Consider the following 23,525-nt stretch of genomic DNA (forward strand, 5'->3'; position numbering starts at 1 on the left):
CCCGCCTGGACGCTGAAGATCCCAGCGGTACTTGCATCTTCCCACCCGCGCCCGCATAACTTGAACCATGAATCTGCCCATCCCCACGGACGCGGCCCTGGCAGGCTTTCACCCCGCCGTCAGCGCCTGGTTCAGCAACACATTCGCGACGGTCACCGCCGCCCAGGCTCGCGCATGGCCGTTGATCCGCCAGCGCCGTTCGACGCTGATCGCTGCGCCCACCGGCTCCGGCAAAACCCTCACCGCGTTTCTCGCGGTGCTCGACGACCTCGTCCACCGTGGCCTGGAACATTCTGACGGCCTGCCCGACGAAACCTTTGTCGTCTACGTCTCGCCACTGAAAGCGCTGTCCAACGACATTCGCATCAACCTGCAAAACCCGCTGGCCGGGATTACCGAGCAACTGCGGCAGATGAATCTGCCCGAGCTGGAAATCACCACCGCCGTGCGCACCGGCGACACCCCGCAAAAAGATCGCGCGGCCATGCGCAAGACCGCGCCGCACATTCTGGTGACCACCCCGGAATCGCTCTACGTCCTGCTCGGCTCGGCGTCGGGACGGAAAATGCTCGGCACCACACGCACGGTGATCATCGATGAAATCCACGCCATGGCCGCCGGCAAACGCGGCAGTCATCTGGCCCTGAGCCTTGAGCGCCTGCAGGCGTTGTGTAGCGAACCGCTGACCCGCATCGGCCTGTCCGCCACGCAGAAACCGGTCGAAGCCGTGGCGCAATTTCTCGTCGGCCATGAGCGCCCCTGCGAAATCATCGACATCGGCCACGCCCGGCCACGGGATCTAGGTATCGAAGTGCCGCCCGTGCCGTTGTCGGCAGTCATGGCCAACGATGTCTGGGAGCTGGTTTACGACCGCCTTGCGGAACTTGCCCGCGAGCACCGCACCACGCTGATTTTCGTCAACACCCGGCGACTGGCCGAGCGCCTGAGCCGACACCTGAGCGAACGCCTCGGCAAGCACGCCGTGGCGGCGCATCACGGCAGTCTGGCCAAGGAGTTTCGCCTCGACGCTGAACAACGGCTCAAACGCGGCGAACTGCAAGTGCTGATCGCCACCGCCTCACTGGAACTGGGCATTGATATCGGCGAAGTCGATCTGGTCTGCCAGATCGCCTCACCGCGCTCCATCGCCGGGTTTCTGCAACGCGTCGGCCGCTCCGGGCACCAGGTCGGCGGCACACCCAAGGGCCGATTGTTCGCCACCACCCGCGACGACCTGATCGAATGCACCGCCCTGCTCGACTGCGTGCGCCGTGGCGAACTCGATACCCTGCACATTCCCGAAGCACCGCTGGATGTACTGGCACAGCAGATCATCGCCGAGGTCAGTTGTCAGGAATGGTCGGAGGACGCCTTGCTCGCAAGGTTTCGCCAAGCCTCGCCCTACCGCAATCTCGACGAAAAACACTATCAGGCCCTGCTGAGCATGCTCGCCGAAGGCTACAACGGTCGCCAAGGCATTCGCAGCGCGTACCTGCACCGCGACGCCGTCAGCCGCACCTTGCGTGGCCGCCGTGGCTCGCAGCTGACCGCCGTGACCAGCGGCGGCACCATCCCCGACAACGCCGATTACAGCGTCATGCTCGAGCCGCAAGGCCTGAATATCGGCAGCGTCAACGAAGACTTCGCCGTAGAAAGCATTGCTGGCGATGTATTCCAGCTCGGCAATACCTCCTATCGCATCCTGCGCGTGGAAACCGGAAAGGTGCGCGTCGAGGATGCCCACGGCCAGCCGCCGACCATTCCGTTCTGGCTTGGCGAAGCGCCGGGACGCAGTGATGAATTGTCGTTCGCCGTAGCACGTCTGCAAGCGCGGCTCGACGAACTGCTCGGCGCCAGCCCGGGCAATCTGCAACCGGCGCTCGACTGGCTGACGCACACCCTCGGTCTCAACCTTGCCAGCGCCGAACAACTGGTCGAATACCTCGCCCGCGCCCGCCAGACCCTCGGCGCCCTGCCCTCGCAGGACACACTGCTGATGGAGCGGTTTTTCGACGAGTCCGGCGGCACGCAACTGATCATCCACACGCCTTTCGGCAGCCGCATCAACCGCGCCTGGGGCCTGGCCCTGCGCAAGCGTTTCTGCCGCACCTTCAACTTCGAATTGCAGGCCGCCGCCAGCGAAGACGCGATCGTGCTGTCGTTGTCCACCAGCCACAGCTTTGAACTCGATGACGTCTGGCGCTACCTGCACAGCAACAGCGCCGAGCACATCCTCATTCAAGCAGTGCTCGATGCGCCGTTGTTCGGCGTGCGCTGGCGCTGGAATGCCGGTGTGGCACTGGCGTTGCCGCGTTTTACCGGTGGGCGCAAGGTCGCGCCGCAGTTGCAGCGGATGAAAAGCGAAGACCTGATTGCCAGCGTGTTTCCCGATCAGATCGCCTGCCTGGAAAACCTCGCCGGCGAACGCGAAATTCCCGAGCATCCATTGATCGAACAAACCCTCGACGATTGCCTGCACGAGGCGATGGACAGCGAAGGCTGGCTCAATCTGCTGCGGCGCATGGAGCGTGGCGACGTGCGGTTGATCAGCCGAGATCTGCCGGCGCCCTCGCCGCTCGCCGCTGAAATTCTCAGCGCGCGGCCGTACACCTTTCTCGACGACGCACCGCTGGAAGAACGTCGTACCCAGGCGGTGATCAACCGGCGCTGGAGCGATCCGCAATCGACCGATGATCTCGGTGCGCTGGATGCGGACGCCATTGATGCTGTGCGCGTAGAAGCCTGGCCGACGCCGAACGCTGTGGATGAAATGCATGAAGCGCTGATGAGCCTGGCGTGTGTCAGCGAGGCTGAAGTGCTAGCGAACGAAGGCTGGCGAGCATGGCTGGAAAATCTCACCCACAGCGGTCGCGCCTGCCGTTTGCAAATCGATGCCGAGCATTGTGTATGGCTGGCCCGCGAACGCCTGACCTGCCTGCAAGCGCTTTATCCACAAGCCAGACTGCAGGACGAACTGGTGGCATTGCCGGGATTTGCTGAGCCCTGGACGTTTGACGAGGCCTTGGTCGAAGTGATCCGCGCCCGCCTCGGTGCTTTCGGCCCACTGCCGCTGTCCGCCATCGCCGAACCGCTTGCCCTGCCGACCGCTCAAGTCAATCAGGCACTCGCCCAACTGGAGCGCGAGGGTTACGTGTTACGCGGTCAGTTCACGCCCAAGGTGAAGGTTGAGGAATGGTGCGAACGCCATCTGCTTGCGCGCATCCACCGCTACACGGTCAAGCGTCTGCGCCGGGAAATAGAACCGGTCGCGCTGCAGGATTTCATGCGGTTTCTGTTCGACTGGCAGCATCTGTCACCCGCGACTCGCGGCCAGGGCAGCGCTGTGCTACCGGCGATCATCGGCCAGTTCGAAGGCTACGCGACGGCCGCTTCAGCGTGGGACAGCGACATTCTTCCGGCGCGTCTCAAAGATTATTCGCCGAGCTGGCTGGATGACTTGTGCCGCAACGGCAAGCTGGTGTGGATGCGCCTCAGTGCCCGGCAGAAAGTCAGCGGCACGGCGTTGCGCAGTACGCCTATCGTGCTGCTGCCGCGCAGTCAGATCGGCCTGTGGAGTGCGCTGGCCGAACAGACGCCCGTGAGCGAACTCTCGCCGAAAACCCGGAAAGTATTTGAAGCTTTGAGTCAGCACGGCGCGCTGTTTTTCGATGAGCTGATTCATGAAGCGCACTTACTGCGCACGGAGCTGGAAATCGCCTTGCAGGAGCTGGTCGGCGCCGGTCTGGTGAACGCCGACAGCTTCGCCGGCCTGCGCGCGTTGATCACCCCGGCGAGCAAGCGCCAGCAGCGCAGCAGTAGGCGTGGGCGCGGGGCGTTTATCGGTGGGATGGATGATGCCGGGCGCTGGGCGTTGCTGCGGCGCGGGGCAGCTGTGGATAACAGCGAAACCCTTGAACATGTCGCGATGACATTGTTGCGGCGCTATGGCGTGGTGTTCTGGCGCTTGCTGGAGCGCGAGGCGGACTGGTTGCCGAGTTGGCGCGAATTGCTGCGCACGTTTCATCGGCTGGAAGCGCGCGGCGAGATTCGCGGCGGGCGGTTTGTCAGTGGCTTGGCGGGGGAACAGTTTGCCTTGCCTGAGGCGATTCCGTTGTTGCGCGAAGTAAGGCGGCGGCCGCATGACGGCAGTCTGGTGGCGGTGTGTGGGGTCGATCCGCTGAATCTGGCCGGGACGCTATTGCCGGGGGTGAAGGTGCCGGCGTTGGTGACTAATCGGTTGGTGTATCGCGATGGTTTGCCGGCGGCGGCGGAGATTGCGGGTAAGCCGCAATTTTGGCTGGAGCTGGATCAGATCGCGATGGAGCAGGTGCGCTGCAAGCTGATCCGGCATTGAGGTTATCCTCACTGGCCTCTTCGCGAGCAAGCTCGCTCCCACATGGTTTCACGGCGTACACAAATCCAATGTGGGAGCGAGCTTGCTCGCGAAGGGGCCGATACTCACACCACAAATCCCGCCGTTAAGTCCGCGATTCCTGCGGCACCTCAGTCGCAATCACCTCCCCCTCCTGCGGCGACCGCTTCGGCAACAAAACCTGCTGTGGATAAGTCTGCGCGAAATGCACCACCGGACTGTTATCCACAAGCTTCTTCAAGCGCTGATTGAACGCGCGGCTCACCGCATACTGCCCGCCCGACACCGTGCGGAACTGCGCCGTCAGCACCACGCCGTTCAAATCCATTTTGTCCACGCCAAACACATCCAGCGGCCCTTGCAGGTTGTATTTGAGGAACGGGTCTTCGCGGATCGAATCGCCGGTCTCACGAATCAACTCGATGGCCTTATCCACGTCCGTGTCGTAGGTGAACTGCACCGAGAAAAATGCAAAGGCAAACTGCCGCGATTGGTTGGTCACTGCCTTGATCTGGCCGAACGGCACCGAGTGCACAAAGCCCTTGCCGTCGCGCAGACGCAGGGTACGAATGGTCAGGCCTTCGACGGTGCCGGCATGGCCCGAGTCGAGCACCACCCAGTCACCAATCGACAGGGTGTCTTCAATGATGATGAACAGCCCGGTGATCACGTCCTGCACCAATTGCTGTGAACCGAAACCGATGGCCAGACCGACCACCCCGGCACCGGCCAGCAGTGGCGCAACGTTAATCCCAAGGTTGGCCATGGTGGTGATTGCGCAAATCACCACGAGGATGATTTTGATTGCATTGCGCAGCAGCGGCAGGATGGTTTTCACCCGCGTGCTTGGTTGGCGCGCCGCGCGTTTGCTGAGCGGCGGCTTCAGCGCTTCCTGAATCGCCGTGTCGAGCACCACCCACAACAACCACGTCACCAGGAAAATCAGGCCAATGCTGCTAAGCGCGTTGCTGATGGCTCGTCCGACTGTGCTGCTCTGGGCGAAATCGAGGAGCGATACGCCCCAGATCCGTCCGAGAATATCGATAAAGGCAATGGCGATCACGATGCGCAGCAAGGCGTGCAACAGACTGAGAAAACGCTCCTTGTAAGCGCTGCTGCGCTGGATCGCTTCGGCCTTCCGCGACTTGAACAAGTGCTGCAGGATCGTGCTGAGAAACACCGTGCCGATTAACAAAACCGTGGTGAACAGCGCGCAGCGCAGGGCCTTTTGATTGTCCTCGCCGATACCGATCAGGTTGACCGCCGAGACCAGCACCATCAGCACGATTGGCCAATACCACAGCCCGGAAAAGATCCGCAGCGACTCCTGCAACGAGGGTTGTTTCAGCCGCTGGCTCAGCGAACGATTGCGGATCAGATGCGCCACCGGACGACGCAATCGGATCACTAACAAGCCGAAAATCACCGAGGCAATCAGGCCAGTAAATACCGCGACGCTGCTGGTGATATTGCCGCCCAGTTGCCGGGCGATCTGCGGACTGGTCAGCGCATCGCTGAGGGCGGCGAGAAAGCCGATCAGGAACAGCGGACGCGGGCAGTAGTTGCGGATGATCCGCGCCGCCGGGCGTTTATGGCCGACGTTGAACATCACCACCACGCACAACAACATCGAGGTAGAAAAGATGCCGCTGCTGGTGGCGTAGGCCAGACACAGTGCCAGCGCGCGGCCTACCGAAGCATGCAGGAAATGGCTGACGTAGAGGGTCAGCGGCAGGCAGATCAGCGCTGGAATGGTGTAAGGCAGCAAATATCCAATCAGATCCTGACTGCGCTGACGGGTGCGCAACCAGCGCCCCTCACACAGACGTTTGGTCAACAGACTGCCGAGCACGGTGAGCAGCGCGAAACTGCCGAGCCAAGTGCCGGACAACGAGAGGAAATCCCCGGCGACGCTCCAGCCCGAGCGGTTCGACGGCTGATTGACCAGTTTGTCGACTTCATCGGCGGCGCGATCGGCGCGCAGGCGCCAGGCGTCGACCAGGTGTTCGTTGAGGTCGAGTTTGTCCTGGACGTCGTCGATGCTCGAACTGATCGCGCCGAGCAGACCGCCCTGCACAATCGGTTCAGGTTTGGCTGCTTCTTCGGCGGCGGCCGGGACACCCGGCAATGCGGCGGCGTCAATTTCACTGGCGCCGAGAAACAGCAATGCTACCAGCAGAATGGCGATCCTGAACTTGCGCAAAACTCCGATCTCCCGTGACTGAACCTGTAAGGAACTGATCGGTAATTGCCCAGCAAGTTCAAGAGCCCCTCACCCCAGCCCTCTCCCTGTATGTACCGGAGACATGGTGGACAGGTGTTCGGAGACATGGTGGACACATTTTAATAGACACATTGCTCATCGCGAAGGAGATGGCCTGTGTCTTGGGAAGAGGTGTCCACTGTGCAGCTTCGTTCAGAATTCGTGCTGTTGGCTCGGCAAGAAGGGGCCAATGTTCGGCAGCTTTGCCGTCGATTCAATATCAGCCCAAGCACTGCCTACAAATGGCTCAGCAGGTTTGAAAACCTCGGTGCGCAAGGGTTGATCGATCAGTCTCGACGACCAAAGACGTCACCCAAACGCTGCGCTGAAGAGGTTGAGCAGCAGATTTTGACCGTGAGTCAGGAGTACGCCGCTTGGGGCGCTCGCAAGCTCAAGCGTGTGTTGGAAGACGACGGCAAAGTGATGCCCTCTGTCAGCACCGTGCATGCGGTTTTACAGCGTCATTCGCGCGTTGATCCAAAGGCTGCCGAGGTCAAACCGTTTATCCGGTTCGAGCATGAAGCACCCAATGATCTTTGGCAGATGGACTTCAAGGGGCATATCAGCCTGGCTCAGGGGCGTTGCCATCCGCTGACGATACTGGACGATCACTCGCGGTTCTCACTGTGCATCGCTGCGTGCGCCAATGAGCAGCGCCGAACCGTCCAGGAGCAACTAATGCGGGCCTTTCGGCTCTATGGTCTGCCTCTGCGCATGACGATGGACAACGGTTCGCCATGGGGTGACCAGACCGGCGTTTATACCGCGCTGGAGGTCTGGCTGATGAGCCAGGGCATCAAGGTCGGCCACTCCCGACCTTATCACCCGCAAACCCAGGGAAAGCTGGAGCGCTTCCACCGCAGCCTGAAAAGGGAAGTCCTGCAAGGCCAACTCTTCATCGATCTGGACGATGCTCAACGGGCGTTTGATATCTGGCGTGAGATTTACAACCAGAAGCGTCCGCACCAAGCACTGGACATGCAGGTTCCCGCGACTCGCTACAGCAGCAGCCCACGGGAATATCAGGAGCAACCGGCGGCGCCGGAGTACGACGATGGGGATGTGGTCAGGAAGGTTCAGGTGAAGGGCGAGATCTACTGGGGCAACCGTGAATACACTGTCGGGAAGGCGTTTTACGGGAGGTCAGTGGCTATCCGGGAAACGACGGAGGACGGCATCCACGATGTCTACTGGAGTAGACATCGCATCGCCCAAATCGACTTGAACTTGCAGATCGTCACGGCAGGTAAGAAGATCTAAAACCGTCCACCATGTCTCCGAACATGTGTCCACCATGTCTCCGGTACATACTCTCCCGGAGGGAGAGGGAGCCGACCGAGTTGGATGTCAGTGTGACGTCGACCTGAGAGCCCGGAGTCGAACTCAAGCTCTGGAAAGACCAGCTCCCTTATCCCTCGCGAATCGAACTCCAACCCCGAGTCCCTGAAGATCTCCTCCCTTCCCCCTCGCGAGTCGAACTCGAATCCTGAAAACCCTGGATATCTGCTCCCTTCCCCCTCGCAAGTCGAACTCAAACCCCGAGAACCCTGAAGATCTGCTCCCTTCCCCCTCGCAAGTCGAACTCAAACCCCGAGAACCCTGAAGATCTGCTCCCTTCCCCCTCGCAAGTCGAACTCAAACCCCGAGAACCCTGAAGATCTGCTCCCTTCCCCCTCGCAAGTCGAACTCAAACCCCGAGAACCCTGAAGATCTGCTCCCTTCCCCCTCGCAAGTCGAACTCAAACCCCGAGAACCCTGAAGATCTGCTCCCTTCCCCCTCGCAAGTCGAACTCAAACCCCGAGAACCCTGAAGATCTGCTCCCTTCCCCCTCGCAAGTCGAACTCAAACCCCGAGAACCCTGAAGATCTGCTCCCTTCCCCCTCGCAAGTCGAACTCAAACCCCGAGAACCCTGAAGATCTGCTCCCTTCCCCCTCGCCCCCTCTGGGGGAGAGGGTTGGGGTGAGGGGGAGCGCTTTTGATCTTTGCCGCAGACGTGACCGTCCGTAATGCCATCGAAACTTTCCCGAACCGCCCGCAGTCATCAAGAGATAGCGGCAACACGAGGACTTTCGACGGGAGGGCGGCATGGCAACGATTCACATCGGTATTTCCGGCTGGCGCTACGAACCGTGGCGCGGGGACTTCTACCCCGAGGGACTGGCGCAGAAACGCGAATTGCAGTTCGCTTCGCGGGCGGTCAACAGCATCGAAATCAATGGATCTTTCTATGCGTTGCAACGGCCCGAACGTTATGCGCAGTGGTATGCGGAAACGCCCGACGACTTCGTCTTCAGCGTCAAGGCACCACGCTTCATCACCCACATCCGCCGCTTGCGCGAGATCGAAAAACCATTAGCCAATTTCTTCGCCTCCGGGGTGCTGGAACTCAAGGAAAAACTCGGGCCGATCCTCTGGCAATTCCCGCCGAACTTCAAATTCGAACCCGAACGCTTCGAACACTTTCTCACGCTACTGCCTCACGACACCGAAGCGGCCGCCACCCTCGCCCGGCAACACGATGCTCATCTGCACGGCCACGCCAGCCTGAAAGCCTGGCGCAAAAAGCCGCTGCGCCATGCCGTGGAGATCCGCAATGAAAGCTTTATTAACCCGGAGTTCGTACGCTTGTTGAAACGCTACAACACGGCACTGGTGATCGCCGACACCGCGAACAAATGGCCGTATCGCGAAGACCTCACCAGCGACTTTGTCTACCTGCGCCTGCACGGCGCCGAAGAACTCTACGCCAGCGGCTACACCGCACCAGCCCTCAAGCGCTGGGCCGAACGCATCGACGCCTGGCACCACGGTGAGCAACCAAAAGACGCGCACCTGATCGCTCCACGCCTGAAGCCGCGCGCGCGCAAATCCCGTGAGGTGTTCTGCTATTTCGACAACGACATCAAAGTCCGCGCACCGTATGACGCGCGCGATCTGCTGCATCGTTTTGAACTGGATAAAGACCTCGCCACTGCCCCCGGTGAACCTGTTGCCGAAGGGGTACTGCCATGAGCATTCCGGAACCGGTTGGCTTCACTGATGAGGGCAGCGTTGTCGCGCCGTCAGTGCGAACCTTCACCGTGCTGACGGTCAATACCCACAAGGGTTTTACCGCGCTCAACCGGCGCTTCATTCTTCCAGAATTGCGTGAAGCGGTGCGCAGCGTCGCCGCCGATGTGGTGTTCCTGCAGGAAGTCCACGGCACCCACGAACAGCATCCCAAGCGCTACAACAATTGGCCGACGATGCCGCAATACGAATTCCTCGCCGACAGCCTCTGGCCGCAGTTCGCCTATGGACGCAATGCGGTGTACCCGGAGGGCGATCACGGCAACGCGTTGCTGTCGAAATTCCAGATCATCCGTCACGACAACCTCGACGTGTCGATCAACGGCCACGAGAACCGCGGCCTGCTGCATTGCGTGCTGCGCCTGCCGGGTGACGGCACCGAAGTGCATGCGATCTGCGTGCATCTGGGCCTACGCGAAAGTCATCGCAATGCCCAACTGGATTTGCTCATGCAACGCCTGGCGGAGTTGCCAGACGATGCACCGGTGATCGTCGCGGGCGATTTCAACGACTGGCGCCAGCGCGCCGACGCGCAGCTCAAACCCTGCGGCCTGCGCGAAGTGTTCGCCGAGCACCTGGGCAAACCGGCGCGCAGTTTTCCAGCGCGTTTGCCGGCGCTGCGGCTTGATCGCATTTACGTGCGCAACCTCAAGGCCAGCCAGCCGAAAGTTCTGGCGAACCGGCCCTGGTCGCACCTTTCCGACCACGTTCCTTTATCGGTAGAGATCGAACTATGAGCAGCGCGCCGCTGGAGAAATCCGCCGTGGAACCGATCACCGTCAACCCGCCGATACGCCAGCCCGGCCAGGTTGATGTCGAGTACCGCTGGCAGGGCAGTAATCGCGTCGAGTTGCTGGAAAACGGTGAGGAGTATTTCCCGCGTGTGTTTGAAGCGATGCGCGCGGCGAAAAGTGAAATCCTCCTCGAGACCTTTATCGTTTTCGAAGACAAGGTCGGTGCCGAGTTACAGGAAATTCTGATCGACGCCGCCCGGCGTGGCGTGCGCACCACGGTCAGCCTCGACGGCTTTGGTTGCGGCGAGTTGACTACCGGTTATCTCACTGCGTTGAGCGAGGCCGGCGTGCATCTGCAAATCTTCGATCCGGCACCGAAACACCTGGGCATCCGCACCAACTGGTTCCGCCGTTTGCACCGCAAGATCGTGGTGGTCGACGGCCTGATCGCGTTTATTGGCGGGATCAACTTTTCCGGCGACCACCTGGCGGATTTCGGCCCCGAGGCCAAACAGGACTATTCGGTGGAAATTCAGGGCCCGGCGGTCGCCGACATCCATCATTTCGCCCTGCTGCAAAGTGGTCGGCCGGGCCGAGCGCGGTTCTGGTGGCAACGCCGGCGCCAGCGTCGCGCAGAAATGGCCTTCACCGATCACGACGGTCAGGTGCGTCTGGTGTTCCGCGACAACGACCAACACAGCACCGACATCGAAGACGTGTATTTGCAGGTGCTGCGCCGGGCCAAACGCCGAGTAGTGATTGCCAATGCCTACTTCTTCCCCGGTTATCGCTTGCTGCGGGAAATCCGTAACGCCGCCCGTCGCGGGGTCGAGGTACGCCTGATTCTGCAGGGGCAACCGGACATGCTGGTGGCCAAACTCGCCGCACGGATGACCTACGACTACCTACTCAAGGCCGGCGTGCAGATTCACGAATACTGCCAGCGCCCGCTGCACGGCAAAGTCGCGCTGGTGGACGAGGAGTGGAGCACGGTCGGTTCCAGCAATCTCGACCCGCTGAGCCTGTCGCTCAACCTGGAAGCCAACGTGCTGATCCGCGACCGCGCGTTCAATCAGCATCTGTTCGAGCGCCTCGACGACCTCAGCCAAAATCACTGCAAAGCCATGGACGCCAGCAAGTCCCCGCGTGGGCGGATCTGGCACATGACCGTGGGTTTTCTGGTGTTTCACTTTTTGCGGCATTTCCCGGCGATGGCCGGTTGGCTGCCGGCGCATAAACCACGGCTCAAGCCATTTCGAGGGACCACGCCATGAGCCATTCCGACGTGCATTCGAGCAGCCATGCAGCGCCAGCGAACCCGTCGAAATGGAGCCGCTGGAAGCGTCCGTTGACCCTGCTGTTTTTCCTCGCCCTGATCGTCTTGCTGACAATGTTCGCCACGCGCATCGAATGGGCCGAAGTCCTGCAAACCCTGGCCGACTTCAAGGTGCGCACGTTGATCATCGCCGCTGGCGTGACCTTGCTGAGCTTTCTCACCTACGCCAGTTTTGACCTGATCGGCCGCACCTACATTCGGCAGGACCTGACCTGGAAACAGATCCTGCCGGTGGGGATCATCAGTTACGCGTTCAATCTCAATCTCAGCGCCTGGGTCGGTGGTATCGCCATGCGCTATCGCTTGTATTCACGCCTCGGCGTGAGCAAAAGCAATATCGCCAAAATTCTCGGCTTAAGCTTGGCGACCAACTGGTTCGGCTACATGACCATTGCCGGCGTGGTGTTCAGCAGCGGCTTGGTGAGCATGCCGCCGGGCTGGAAAGTCAGCAGTGATGCGTTGCAAGGCATTGGTGTGTTGTTGCTGCTGACCAGCGCCGGCTATCTCGCGGCGTGTCAGTTTTCCAAGCGCCGCGAGTGGTCGATTCGCGGGGTGGAAATCAATCTGCCGTCGTTGCGCATGGCGGTCCTGCAACTGCTGTTAGGCGCATTGAACTGGTCGTTGATGGCGGCGGTAATTTTTACCTTGCTGCCGAGCAAGCTCGATTATCCGTTGGTGCTGGGCGTGTTGCTGATCAGTGCGATTGCCGGGGTCATCACGCACATTCCGGCGGGCCTTGGGGTGCTGGAGGCGGTGTTCGTGGCACTGCTGCAACACGAGGCTTCGCGCGGCAGTCTGGTGGCGGGATTGCTGGCGTATCGGGCGATTTACTTTCTGTTGCCGTTGTTGATCACGGTGGTGATGTATCTGGTGGTTGAAGCCAAGGCCAAGGCGCTTCGAATAGAGAAGAAACCGTCCTGAAGGTTTGTTGAGGCGGATGCCCTCTTCGCGAGCAGGCTCGCTCCCACAGGTTGAATGCCTTCCAAATGTGGGAGCGAGCCTGCTCGCGAAAGCGCCCGGGAGAACAACACAGATTATGCGGATTGAATAATGCTCAACCGTTCGCCCACGACCATCTCGGTAATCCAGTCCACCAGAATCGAGGTGTACGCCTGCTGCGACACCGGTTCGCTCAACGCATGATCGGCGCCGTCGATAATCCGATGCGTCAGTGAATGGGTCTGCTGGCACGCTGCGCGATAACTCATGATCGCCGCATGAGGCACGTAATCGTCGGTTTCCGATTCCACCAGCAACACATCGCCGGTGAATTGCGAACAGGCATGCAATGCCCGATTGGTGTCCGCGCGCACCAGCGTGCTGCGGTAATCGCGCAAATCGGCCTTGTCCAGCTCACGCTTGGGCGTGTGCCATTGCTCGTCGCGATACAGCGCCGGCACCCGCAGCGCCAGCCAGCGCACCGGGCGCAGCGAAGTGAGGATGGCGGCCAGGTAACCACCATAACTGGTGCCGACCACGGCAATCGCCGAGGTGTCCAACGCCGGATGTGCCAGCAAGCGGTCATACGCCGCGAGCAAATCACGCAGATTGTCTTCGCGAGTCACGCGCGTCAGCGGAATTCCGGTACCGCCGGTGTGCCCGCGCAAGTCGAAGGTCAGACACACACAGCCCAAACCGGCAATGCCTTTGGCACGCTCGAGATCGCGCTCCTGACTACCGCCCCAACCGTGCACAAACAACACCCCCGGTACTTTCGATTTGGGACTGAGAAAGGTCCCGCTCATCTGTTCATCATCAATGTCGATTTGAATGCTTTCGCTTCTAGCCGTCATAGGATTGGACCGTTACGTATTTGAGGAGAAAGTCGCTGTTCTCAGCCGGGCCGCGATAGACCTCGATGGCGTTCGCAGGCAGCGGCTGATCAACGTAGGTTTCCACCGAAGACACACGAATCGCGCGCATTCCCGGATCGTTGACGAAGCTTTGCAGCGCCGCGACTTCAGCACTGCTGGCACCGCCCATGCGCCAGGATTGTTCGAGCACGCCGCTGCGGGATTTGCCATTGCTGTCCAGGCCCTGGGCAATGTCGTAATTGCGCCGCGAAGCATAAAAGCGCGGATAAGCCTCATCGGCGGCAGCGTCGAAAACCTGCGCCTGCTCAATGGCCAGACGCACATCGTCGGGCAGGTCCAACTTCAGCAGTTCGTCATAGTCACCCTGCACCACCAGCAGATTCGAGCCGCCGTACACGTCTTCGCCGTGGGCATCGTTGGTCAAGTATTGATCACCGCAGTAGCTCAGCACCTTATCGCCGATGAATGACTGGCCGACGCTGTGGGTGACAACGTCACTCAAGTCCTGTTCCAGCACCACACCCTCGCTGAACTGTTTTTCAATGCCGGGGCGGGTAAGGATTTCGTCGAAGGCATCCAGGCTTTTGATCACTTCTTGGCCACGGCCGGCGCAGGCGTGAACCGGCTTCAAGCGGATCGGGCCGCTGTACAGCAAGTGCTCGGCAGCAGGCCGCGCATCGTCCAGCGCAAACACGCTGAGGCCATCGAGCACCACGTTACGCACGCGCTCGGAAAATAATGGCGACCAGCCTTGCGGTGCATGAGCCAGATGACTGCGTAGGCCGTGGCTAATGGCTTTGGTGCAGATGAAGTCGTGCTCGACGAACCCGCCCCACAGATCCTCCGGTCCCTTGATGCCGAGTGCGTGAGCGCTGGCCGGGCCGACAATGGTTTGCGTCGGTAGTAAATACAGATCACGACCCTGGTGTTTTTCAGCGTCATAGCTGCCGCCGAACTTGCACCCGAGAATCTGCGCCAGCCAGCGGGCCAGCGCTTTGTTGGTCTGTACTTCATGTTGTGGCGCGTCGGGACGCACCGAGTGGGCGACGACGATTTTCCTGCGAGGTGTCGGGGTCATGCGCTCCCCTTCCATCGGTTCGATGACTGTAGCGGTGAGAGGTGCAGAGATCAGGCCAACGGCCGCTCCACAAAAATTCCAGTCCAATCAGAAACTTGCCAGAATCGTGCTGGCATCACGCCTGTTTCAATCTGCACGACGGCGTGCAAAACCCCGGCAAATTGCACGATCTATCATCCTATGGAGTTCAATGTGGGAGCGAGCTTGCTCGCGAAGGCGTCGTGTCAGTCGACATCTAACTTACTGCCCCACCGCTTTCGCGAGCAAGCTCGCTCCCACATTAGGTAATGGATGCTTTCAGGTTTGGGGACACTCCAAACCGCGCCCGATAATCACTCGGCGCCAGCCCGGTGATCTTCCTGAAAATTGCACGAAACGCCCCCGGATCCTGATAGCCCACCGTCCACGCAATGTGATCAATCGTGCCATTGCTGAACTCAAGCATTTCCCGCGCCTTGCCGACCCGCAGGTGCTGGCAGTATTCGGTGGGTTTCAGCCCGGTCGCCGCGCGGAACCGGCGCAGAAACGTGCGCTCCTCCAGGCCTGCCCGCTCAGCCATCGCCATCAACGAAACATCTGTTGCGCCGGTGCTTTGCAGCCAGTGCTGAACCTTGAGAATCGCCGCATCGCCATGCCCGAGAATCGGCGCGAAATTACTCCCGCACTCACTGGCGCTGTCACTGTGCTCTATCACCAGAAATCGCGCGGTGCCGGTGGCAATGCTCGGCCCGAGCAACCTGTCGACCAGACGTAATCCCAGTTCCGACCAAGCCATCAATCCGGCCGTGGTGATCAGGTCGCCGTCATCGACAATCGGCGTATCAGCCTTGAGCTTGATTTTCGGGTAACGCTCGGCAAAGGCCTTGGCCGAGGTCCAGTGGGTGGTGGCGCTGCGGCCGTCGAGCAGACCGCTTTCAGCCAACATCAGCGAGCCTACGCAAACCCCGCCCAGCGTTGCCCCGTTGGCATGCTGAGCGCGTAACCATTGCATCAGGCTGGCCGGTGCTTGCGCCGCCGAGAACCCGCCGATCGATGGCGGAATCAGCACCGCCAGCAAAGCGCTGTCGTTACCCGCATGACTGTCGTAAGTGCGCGTTGGCGGCTGATCGCCCTCGACCTGCCAATGACTCACCCGCAACAATGGCAGTTGCGCCGCCTGATGCTCGGCGGCAATCCGGTTGGCCACCGCAAACAGATCGGTCAAACCGTGCACCGCCGCCATTTGCGCGCCCGGATAGATCAGCACGCCCAATTCAGCGACGGCGGCCCTTTCTGCGCCCATTGTCAGTTTTCCCCTGTCTATTGTCGGTGCGGCCAATCCTCGAATCGCTGGCCAGCGCCAATACTGAAGCCACTTCCAGTCAACACATCGAGGACACACCCATGGCCAAGCAAGCGCTCATCGTAGTCGATATCCAGAACGACTACTTCCCCCAAGGCAAGTGGCCGCTGGCCGGTGCCGACGCCGCTGCCGACAACGCCGCCCGGCTGATCGCCGCGTTCCGCGAGGCCGGCGATTCGGTGGTACACATTCGCCACGAATTCACCTCAGCGGACGCGCCGTTTTTCACCCCGGGTTCGGACGGCGCCAAGCTGCATCCGAAAGTGCTCAACCGCGCTGACGAGCCAGTGGTACTCAAACACTTCGTCAACTCGTTCCGCGAAACCGAACTGCAAGCGATCCTCGACGCACAAGGCATCAAGGAACTGGTGGTGGTCGGCAGCATGAGCCACATGTGCGTTGACGGCATTACCCGTGCTGCAGCGGATCTGGGTTATGCCGTCACGGTGATTCACGACGCCTGCGCCAGCCGTGACCTGGAGTTCAACGGCCTGACGGTACCGGCCGCCCACGTCCATGCTGCCTTCATGTCGGCACTGGGGTTCGCCTACGCCAGCGTGGTGTCCACTGACGAATTTATCGCCGCCAAACGCTGAGTCATATTCTGCAAAAAACCAGGCCCGCCTTTCTGCGGGTCTTTTTTTGTCTGTCATAAAAATCTCACGCGTGAGCCATTGATGGCACTTTGAATTGGTTGTAGTGTGGCTCACGCGTGAGATGCCCATAACCGAGCCATTGCCATGAAAAGCCGTTCCCCCACCGCGAAATCAGAGAGCCACAAGGGAGAGCGTGCGAAAGCGTCCACGAAAAAACCGTCGAGCTTCTATATGAAGCAGATGCGCGCGGGCCTGGCCGCTGCCGGTTATGTAAAACACGAAACTTGGGTGCTTCCCGAAAACCGAAGCTTGCTCAAGCAAATGGAGCAACAGCTACGCCAACCGATTCTGGCTGGCTCTTTCATGTCGGAGAATTACATGAGCGCAGGCAACAACTGGACCATCGATAGCCTCTTCAACGCCCTCAAGGCCCTGGACGAGGTGGCTTCGCAAGAGATCACGCTGTCGCTGATCCAGAGCTCCGAACCCAGCATCAAGCTGGAAATGAACGAATTCGGCGGTCTGCCGATTCACATCGCCCTGGCCGGCCAGCAGATCATCGTCGACACCGTGTTGGTGGACATCGACTCGATCTCGGACGTAGCAGCCTTCAACGATGCCGTGTTGCGCAGCCGGGAAATGTTCCCGCTGTCGTCGATCGGGATCGAGTCGATGCCGAACGGGCAGACCGTTTACAACATGTTTGGCGCCCTCAGCGCCGACTCGAGCCTGACCAACGTCGTCACCGAGGTGAAAACCCTGGTCGACAACGTGCAGCGCGCGAGTGAAGCCTTCGAACACTTCTTCAAGTAATCAACAGGGAATATCCAATGACTCAGTCCATCTGGAGCAAGTTGTTCACCGCACTGCGCGGCGGCGCCAATGAAGTCGGCGAAGCGATCGCGGACCAACAGGCTCTGCGCATCCTCGACCAGGAAATCCGCGATGCCGATAGCGCGCTGTCGAACGCCCGTCGCGAGCTGGTCACCATCATGGCCAAGCACAAACTGGCCGCCGACCGCGTAAGCGAGTACGACGCCAAGATCAAGGATCTGGAAGCCAAAGCCGTCTCGGCGCTGAACGCCGGCCGTGAAGATCTGGCACTGGAAGTAGCCGAAGCGATTTCGACTCTGACCAACGAGCTGGATGTTGAGAAAAAACAGAGCGACGAGTTCGGCATTTACGCCGAAAACATGCGCAAGGACATCAGCAAAGCCGAGTCGCGGATCAAGAGCCTGCGCCAGCAAGTGGACATGGCCAAGGCCCGTGAAAGCGTGCAGAAAGCCCAGGTCAGCGCCTCCATTGCCAGCGGTGGCGCCAATGGCAAACTGGAAACCGCCGTCGGTACGTTGAACCGTCTGCAAGCCAAGCAGCAGCAGCGCGCGGCTGAACTCAGCGCTGCGGACGAGCTGGCTGACGCCTCGACCGGCAACGACCTGGAACGCAAACTGCGCGACGCCGGCATCACGCCGAACGAAGGCAGCGCCAATGCGATCCTTGAGCGCCTGAAGCAAAAGTCCGCTCAGTAAGCGTTTGCACAAAACCTGTGGGAGCGAGCCTGCTCGCGAAGACGGAATATCAGTCGGCATATGAGTCAGCTGACATGACGCTTTCGCGAGCAGGCTCGCTCCCACATGGTTTGTGGCGTGTTGTTGAACGCTCAGCCCGGTACACTAGCGACGTTTTTTCGCCGACGAACACCTCCACCCGCTTCAAGGAACGTACCCATGGGATGGTTTAAAGACTTGCTGGGCACCAGCAACTGGCAGACCGCTGCGCCAACACCGACCGTTGCCAGTGGCCCACTCGGTATGGCCCAAGGCAAGGCTGTCAGGTTCGATACGACCCTGGCGCTGTTGCTCGACGGCTCGACCACGGTACGCGTGCCCTTCGATCAAGCGATCTGGAGCCACGGCTGGGTCGACCTCGGCCAGTCGAACAAACTGCACCGCTATTACATGAACGACGAGGATTTCTGGCTACAGATCCACGTCACCGGTGAAGATCAGATCGAATCGGTCACGCTGTTCAATTACCTCAGTTACGTGACGGTCAATAGTGACGCCGAACTGCAGCGCCTGGCCGGCCCTGATAGCGCTATCGGCCTGCCGACCTACACCCACGACGGTGTCGAATACACCCGCGAGTGGGGCACCGAACAAGGCCAGACCGAATTGGTACCGATGACCGAACAAGTGGTCAATCCGGACGAAAGCTACACCATCGAACACCACTCCATGCTTTATGCGCGCGAGACCGGCCTGACCGATCGCCGCGAACTGCTGCTGTTCTCCGTCGAACAGGATGAAGAAGGCACCGTCAGCCTGAGCACCTCGCTGGGCATTTCGCTGTACACGACAGATCTGAGCACCATTTAAAAAAGGAAGTTTTTCATGCTGGAAGTGCTGGCCGTTTCCCTGAACAAAACCGCACTGGTCGGTTTCGTCGTCTACCTCATCGGCGCCGTACTGCTGTTCATGCTGTTTCAATTCGTCTACACGCGCATCACGCCGCACAAGGAGTTCGAGCTGATTCGCTCCGGCAACGTTGCCGCCGCCATCGCCTTGGCCGGCGCGATCATCGGCTTCGCGATTCCGGCCAGTAACGTGATTGCGTTTTCGGTCAATGTCCTCGACTTCGTGCTCTGGGCAGTGATTGCCGCGGTGGTGCAACTGCTGTCATTCCTCGCCACGGGCCTGGTGCTCAAAGGCACATCGCAACGCATCGCCAACGGCGAAGTGGCTTCGGGCATCTATGTTGCTGCAGTCGCGATCAGCGTCGGCATGCTCAATGCCGCGTGCATGACACCGTCCAACTGATCGGCAGGAAGCCTTAGATGAAACGCAGCAAATACGTTCAGTTGTCCCTCGCCGCCTCGGTGGCGATGGCCATTTCCGGCCAGGCAACAGCCGCGGATCAACCACGCAATTTCCAGAATGTGGAACAGTGTGTCGACGCCGAAGTGGCCGCCGATGTCTGCTCCAACGCTTACGTCGCCGCCCTGACCGAACACCGGCGCATCGCCCCAGCGTACGACGCCAAGGCCAAGTGCGACGCAGATTTCGCCGCTGACTGGTGCCAGAAGAACTCCGACGGCCGCTTCGTGCCGAAACTCGGCGGCTTCAAAGTGCCGCAGGAAGGCGAGCCGGCGCAGAACCTCGACGCCATCGCCAATGCCCAAATGCCCGCCGGTAATGCAACGGCGCAGAATGTGCAAAGCACTTCGCACGTCTCCAGCGGTGGCGGTGGCGGCAACGGCTGGCTGACCGGTTGGCTGATCGGCAACGCGATGAGCAACAACGCCGAGCGCACGGTTTACCGCGATCGCGAAACGCGCCAGCCGTACAACACCTCGACGCAGTACCGCAGAGCCGAAACCACGACGCGCAGCCAAACGGATTACGAAAGCAGCAAAAGCAAACCGGTCAACGTGGCTTCTTCGACATCACGCGGCGGCTTCGGCAGCCAGTCCAGTGCCCGTAGCGGCTGGGGTGGTTGGGGCAGCAGTTCCGGTCGTTCGAGCAGCTGACGATGAAGAAGATCCTCTGCGCCGAGCGGCCCGACTGGAAGCAGACTGCCGAAAGCCTCGGCTTCATGTTCCACACCATCGATGACGAGCCGTACTGGGACGAAAGCGCGTACTACCAGTTCACACTCGCGCAAATCGAAAACGATCTTGAGGACCCGACCACCGAACTGCATGAGATGTGCATGGACCTGGTCGACCGTGTGGTGCACAGCGAAGAACTGCTGGATCGCCTGAGCATTCCGGCGCCGTACTACGACATGATCCGTACTTCCTGGCTGGAAGGTCATCCGCATCTGTACGGGCGCATGGACTTTTCCTACAGCGGCAACGGCCCGGCAAAACTGCTGGAACTCAACTACGACACGCCGACCAGTCTTTATGAAGCGGCGGCGTTCCAGTGGGGATGGCTGGAACAATGCATCGAGCGCGGCACACTGCCGCGTCATGCTGACCAGTTCAACAGCATCGACACCCAGTTGCATAAGGCCTTCGCCGAATTACAACTGAAGCGGCCGTTCTACTTCGCCTCGATGAAAGACTCGGTCGAAGACAAGGGCACCACGGATTATCTGCGGCTGATCGCCGAGAAGGTCGGCATCGAATCGCGGCACATCGATATCGAAGACATCGGTTTGACGGCTGAAGGGCGTTTCGTCGACCTGGAAGATCGCTGGATCCCGCATCTGTTCAAGCTGCATGCCTGGGAATTCATCTTCCACGAGCCGTTCGGCGTAGCGATTGCCGAGTCTGACACACAGTTTTTCGAACCGGCGTGGAAGGCGATTCTGTCGAACAAGGGCGCGTTGCCGTTGTTGTGGGAGCAGCACAAGGGCCATCCGAATCTGCTGGCGGCGCATCTCGACCCGAACCCGGCCAGCGCCGTGCCCAAGGGCTGGGTACGCAAGCCGTACTTTTCCCGCGAAGGCGCGAACATTGAATTGCAAACGGCTGACGGTCTGATCGTCAAAGAGGACGGGCCCTACACGGATGCGCCATTTATCCTGCAGGAGTTTGCGCCGTTGCCGAAGTTTGGCGACAGCTACACGCTGATCGGTTCCTGGGTGATTGGCGATGAGGCAGCGGGGATTGGTGTACGGGAAGACAACAGCCTGATCACCAAAGACTCCAGCCGGTTTCTGCCGCATCTGATTCTCGACTGAACCACTGCTCCCACAGGCATTTGAGGTAACAACAGATTTTTTGCATACAAAAAAGGCCCGTCGTTTAAGCGACGGGCCTTTTTATTTGCAGCGGTTACAACAGCGAATCAGAACGGAATATCGTCATCAAAGCTGTCGAAATCCGGAGCCGGTTGCGGTGCGGCCTGCTGTGGCGCCGGGGCCGAACGCTGTTGCGGAGCCGACTGCTGCGGGCGCGGAGCCTGCTGGCGAGGAGCCGGAGCCGACTGCTGGTAGTTGTTGCCACCGCCTTGTTGGTCGCCCTGTTGTGGACGGCCGCCGAGCAGTTGCATGGTGCCTTGCATGTCGACCACGATTTCAGTGGTGTAACGCTTGATACCGTCTTTTTCCCACTCGCGGGTCTGCAGCTTGCCTTCGATGTACACCTGCGAACCCTTGCGCAGGTATTCGCCAGCGATTTCGGCAACCTTGCCGAACATCGAAACGCGATGCCATTCGGTCTTCTCGACCTTCTGACCGGTTTGCTTGTCGGTCCATTGTTCGCTGGTGGCCAGACTCAGGTTGGTCACGGCGTTACCGTTAGGCAGGTAGCGAACTTCGGGATCCTGGCCGCAAGTGCCGACCAATATGACTTTGTTAACCCCACGGGCCATAACGTTCTCCTAGGCTTCGCAAGCAGCCCCGGCCGGGTTGTTCACCAGGCGTTCGAGGGTGTCGCGATCCACTAATTCTTTGTCCAGTTTGATGTAAACAGCCGCTTCGTCAGCAACTATCACTGCATCGGTTACCCCTACGAGGGCCTTGAGGCGCTCGACCAGACCCGCTTCGCGGATCGCTTCGGGCGACAACGGCAAGCGCAGGCTCGTCACGTAGGGAGGTTCACGCATGGTAACAGCAAAGGCCAACCAAAGTGCAGCCAGCCCGGCACATCCAAGGAACACAACCGACAGACCGCCATGCTGAAACAGCCAGCCGCCGAGTATCCCGCCGAGTGCCGAACCGAGAAACTGGCTGGTGGAATACACGCCCATGGCCGTGCCCTTCCCGCCCGCCGGTGAAACCTTGCTGATCAGCGACGGCAATGAAGCCTCCAGCAGATTGAACGCGGTGAAGAACACCACCGTACCGATCACCAGAGCCCGCAGGCTGTCGCCGAACTGCCAGAAGAATAGCTCAGTCAGCATCAGCGTCAGGACGGCGCCGAGCAAAACTCGTTTCATTTTGCGTTTTTTCTCGCCATAGATGATGAACGGGATCATGGCGAAGAACGAGATCAGCAGCGCGGTGAGATAGACCCACCAGTGCTGTTCCTTGGGCAAACCGGCTTTTTCCACCAGCGCCAGGGGCAAGGCGACGAAGCTCGACATCAGCATCGCATGCAACACAAAGATACCTAAATCGAGGCGCAGCAAGTCTGGATGCTTCAGCGTCGGCATCAGCGCCTGACGCGCTACACCGGATTCACGATGCTGCAACGGCCCGGTGGAACGCGGCACCATGAACATGATGATCAGAATCCCGACCAGTGCCATGGCACCGGTGGCGAGGAACAGTCCGGACAGACCGAAAGCGCGGGTCAGCAAAGGCCCGACGACCATGGCCACGGCAAACGACAAACCGATGGTCATACCGATCATGGCCATCGCTTTGGTGCGATGTTGTTCGCGGGTCAGGTCGGAAAGCAGCGCCATGACCGCAGCGGAGATCGCTCCGGCACCTTGCAGGATCCGCCCGGCGATCACGCCCCAGATCGAGTCGGCCTGAGACGCCAGCACACTGCCGAGGGCAAAGACGATCAGCCCGAGGTATATCACCGGACGACGGCCAATGCGGTCGGAAATGATCCCGAACGGAATCTGGAAAATTGCCTGGGTCAGGCCGTACGCGCCGATAGCCAACCCGATCAGGGCCGGGGTCGCGCCCGCCAGATCCATGCCATAGGTCGCCAGTACCGGCAACACCATGAACATGCCAAGCATACGGAAGGCGAACACCAGGGCCAGACCGCTCGCCGCGCGGGTCTCGCTGCCACTCATGCGTTCGCTGTGGGGATCGTGCATGGAAAAACCTCGTGTGAACCGGCGGCGATTCTACCAGTCCCATCGAAAGACGGGGTATATCGCGACGCTATGACGCGTATAGATGAAACTCTCTTCATGTAAGGCAAAAAGCCCTTTGCTTGATAGTGTGCATCCATCCAGTATTTGCCCGTATACTCCTACGTTTTCGACGCCCGCCGAGCGAGGCCACT

The 23,525-nt window shown here is 60.1% G+C and carries 19 protein-coding genes; 13 read left to right on the forward strand and 6 right to left on the reverse strand.

Going from position 1 to position 23,525, the window contains the following annotated elements; translation table 11 throughout:
- Nucleotides 1-67: 67 nt before the first annotated feature.
- Nucleotides 68-4,354 carry a DEAD/DEAH box helicase gene (locus ACRRSD_RS11965; RefSeq protein ID WP_435038184.1) on the forward strand — a complete coding sequence of 1,429 codons (4,287 nt, stop codon included), beginning with the start codon at nucleotides 68-70 and terminating at the stop codon, nucleotides 4,352-4,354.
- A 124-nt stretch (nucleotides 4,355-4,478) separates the two neighbouring features.
- Here ACRRSD_RS11965 and ACRRSD_RS11970 read toward each other — a convergent pair whose 3' ends face one another.
- On the reverse strand, nucleotides 4,479-6,575 hold the full coding sequence (locus ACRRSD_RS11970) for a mechanosensitive ion channel family protein (protein WP_435038185.1): 2,097 nt from the start codon (nucleotides 6,573-6,575) through the stop codon (nucleotides 4,479-4,481).
- A gap of 177 nt (nucleotides 6,576-6,752) precedes the next feature.
- On the opposite strand from ACRRSD_RS11970, the gene ACRRSD_RS11975 reads away from it, so the two are divergent.
- The 5 genes from ACRRSD_RS11975 (at nucleotide 6,753) to ACRRSD_RS11995 (ending at nucleotide 12,697) form a co-directional block, all read left to right on the forward strand.
- On the forward strand, nucleotides 6,753-7,895 hold the full coding sequence (locus ACRRSD_RS11975; RefSeq protein ID WP_435038186.1) for an IS481 family transposase: 1,143 nt from the start codon (nucleotides 6,753-6,755) through the stop codon (nucleotides 7,893-7,895).
- Between the two features lie 827 nt (nucleotides 7,896-8,722).
- On the forward strand, nucleotides 8,723-9,649 hold the full coding sequence (locus ACRRSD_RS11980; RefSeq protein WP_435038187.1) for a DUF72 domain-containing protein: 927 nt from the start codon (nucleotides 8,723-8,725) through the stop codon (nucleotides 9,647-9,649).
- The gene (locus ACRRSD_RS11985) at nucleotides 9,646-10,443 is read left to right on the forward strand and encodes an endonuclease/exonuclease/phosphatase family protein (RefSeq protein WP_435038188.1); all 798 of its coding nucleotides are present in this window, start codon (nucleotides 9,646-9,648) and stop codon (nucleotides 10,441-10,443) included. Before ACRRSD_RS11980 ends, ACRRSD_RS11985 begins: the two co-directional genes overlap by 4 nt.
- Complete coding sequence (gene clsB, locus ACRRSD_RS11990; RefSeq protein WP_435038189.1) at nucleotides 10,440-11,714, forward strand: cardiolipin synthase ClsB; 1,275 nt, start codon at nucleotides 10,440-10,442, stop codon at nucleotides 11,712-11,714. Before ACRRSD_RS11985 ends, clsB begins: the two co-directional genes overlap by 4 nt.
- On the forward strand, nucleotides 11,711-12,697 hold the full coding sequence (locus ACRRSD_RS11995; protein ID WP_435038190.1) for a lysylphosphatidylglycerol synthase domain-containing protein: 987 nt from the start codon (nucleotides 11,711-11,713) through the stop codon (nucleotides 12,695-12,697). The genes clsB and ACRRSD_RS11995 overlap by 4 nt, the downstream gene beginning before the upstream one ends.
- A 113-nt stretch (nucleotides 12,698-12,810) precedes the next feature.
- Here ACRRSD_RS11995 and ACRRSD_RS12000 read toward each other — a convergent pair whose 3' ends face one another.
- From ACRRSD_RS12000 to ACRRSD_RS12010, 3 genes are all read right to left on the reverse strand, one after another.
- Nucleotides 12,811-13,569 carry an alpha/beta hydrolase family protein gene (locus ACRRSD_RS12000; protein ID WP_007917206.1) on the reverse strand — a complete coding sequence of 253 codons (759 nt, stop codon included), beginning with the start codon at nucleotides 13,567-13,569 and terminating at the stop codon, nucleotides 12,811-12,813.
- A complete protein-coding gene (locus ACRRSD_RS12005) occupies nucleotides 13,559-14,668 on the reverse strand; it encodes a DUF3182 family protein (RefSeq protein WP_435038191.1) in 1,110 nt (369 codons plus the stop codon). The genes ACRRSD_RS12000 and ACRRSD_RS12005 overlap by 11 nt, the downstream gene beginning before the upstream one ends.
- Before the next feature lie 280 nt (nucleotides 14,669-14,948).
- Entirely contained in the window at nucleotides 14,949-15,950 is a 1,002-nt protein-coding gene (locus tag ACRRSD_RS12010) for a GlxA family transcriptional regulator (RefSeq protein ID WP_435038192.1), read from the reverse strand.
- 101 nt (nucleotides 15,951-16,051) lie between these two features.
- Here ACRRSD_RS12010 and ACRRSD_RS12015 point away from each other — a divergent pair, with 101 nt between their 5' ends.
- From ACRRSD_RS12015 to ACRRSD_RS12045, 7 genes are all read left to right on the forward strand, one after another.
- On the forward strand, nucleotides 16,052-16,606 hold the full coding sequence (locus ACRRSD_RS12015; RefSeq protein WP_435038193.1) for a cysteine hydrolase family protein: 555 nt from the start codon (nucleotides 16,052-16,054) through the stop codon (nucleotides 16,604-16,606).
- Between the two features lie 144 nt (nucleotides 16,607-16,750).
- On the forward strand, nucleotides 16,751-17,419 hold the full coding sequence (locus tag ACRRSD_RS12020; RefSeq protein WP_435038194.1) for a YjfI family protein: 669 nt from the start codon (nucleotides 16,751-16,753) through the stop codon (nucleotides 17,417-17,419).
- A gap of 17 nt (nucleotides 17,420-17,436) precedes the next feature.
- A complete protein-coding gene (locus tag ACRRSD_RS12025) occupies nucleotides 17,437-18,135 on the forward strand; it encodes a PspA/IM30 family protein (protein ID WP_435038195.1) in 699 nt (232 codons plus the stop codon).
- Nucleotides 18,136-18,333: 198 nt separating this feature from the next.
- Nucleotides 18,334-18,984, forward strand: a complete 651-nt coding sequence (locus ACRRSD_RS12030) for a DUF2491 family protein (protein WP_435038196.1) — start codon at nucleotides 18,334-18,336, stop codon at nucleotides 18,982-18,984.
- 15 nt (nucleotides 18,985-18,999) lie between these two features.
- Nucleotides 19,000-19,425, forward strand: coding sequence for a DUF350 domain-containing protein (locus ACRRSD_RS12035; protein WP_134177756.1), 426 nt, complete (start codon nucleotides 19,000-19,002; stop codon nucleotides 19,423-19,425).
- 17 nt (nucleotides 19,426-19,442) lie between these two features.
- A complete protein-coding gene (locus ACRRSD_RS12040) occupies nucleotides 19,443-20,135 on the forward strand; it encodes a DUF1190 domain-containing protein (RefSeq protein WP_435038197.1) in 693 nt (230 codons plus the stop codon).
- A 2-nt stretch (nucleotides 20,136-20,137) separates the two neighbouring features.
- Nucleotides 20,138-21,295 carry a glutathionylspermidine synthase family protein gene (locus ACRRSD_RS12045; protein ID WP_435038198.1) on the forward strand — a complete coding sequence of 386 codons (1,158 nt, stop codon included), beginning with the start codon at nucleotides 20,138-20,140 and terminating at the stop codon, nucleotides 21,293-21,295.
- Between the two features lie 107 nt (nucleotides 21,296-21,402).
- Here ACRRSD_RS12045 and ACRRSD_RS12050 read toward each other — a convergent pair whose 3' ends face one another.
- Together ACRRSD_RS12050 and ACRRSD_RS12055 are read right to left on the reverse strand one after the other, a co-directional pair.
- Complete coding sequence (locus tag ACRRSD_RS12050) at nucleotides 21,403-21,927, reverse strand: single-stranded DNA-binding protein (RefSeq protein WP_008081898.1); 525 nt, start codon at nucleotides 21,925-21,927, stop codon at nucleotides 21,403-21,405.
- Between the two features lie 9 nt (nucleotides 21,928-21,936).
- Nucleotides 21,937-23,334 carry an MFS transporter gene (locus ACRRSD_RS12055; RefSeq protein WP_435038199.1) on the reverse strand — a complete coding sequence of 466 codons (1,398 nt, stop codon included), beginning with the start codon at nucleotides 23,332-23,334 and terminating at the stop codon, nucleotides 21,937-21,939.
- Between the last annotated feature and the right edge of the window lie 191 nt (nucleotides 23,335-23,525).

This window comes from Pseudomonas neuropathica, assembly GCF_051174785.1.
GTDB lineage: Bacteria > Pseudomonadota > Gammaproteobacteria > Pseudomonadales > Pseudomonadaceae > Aquipseudomonas > Aquipseudomonas neuropathica_A.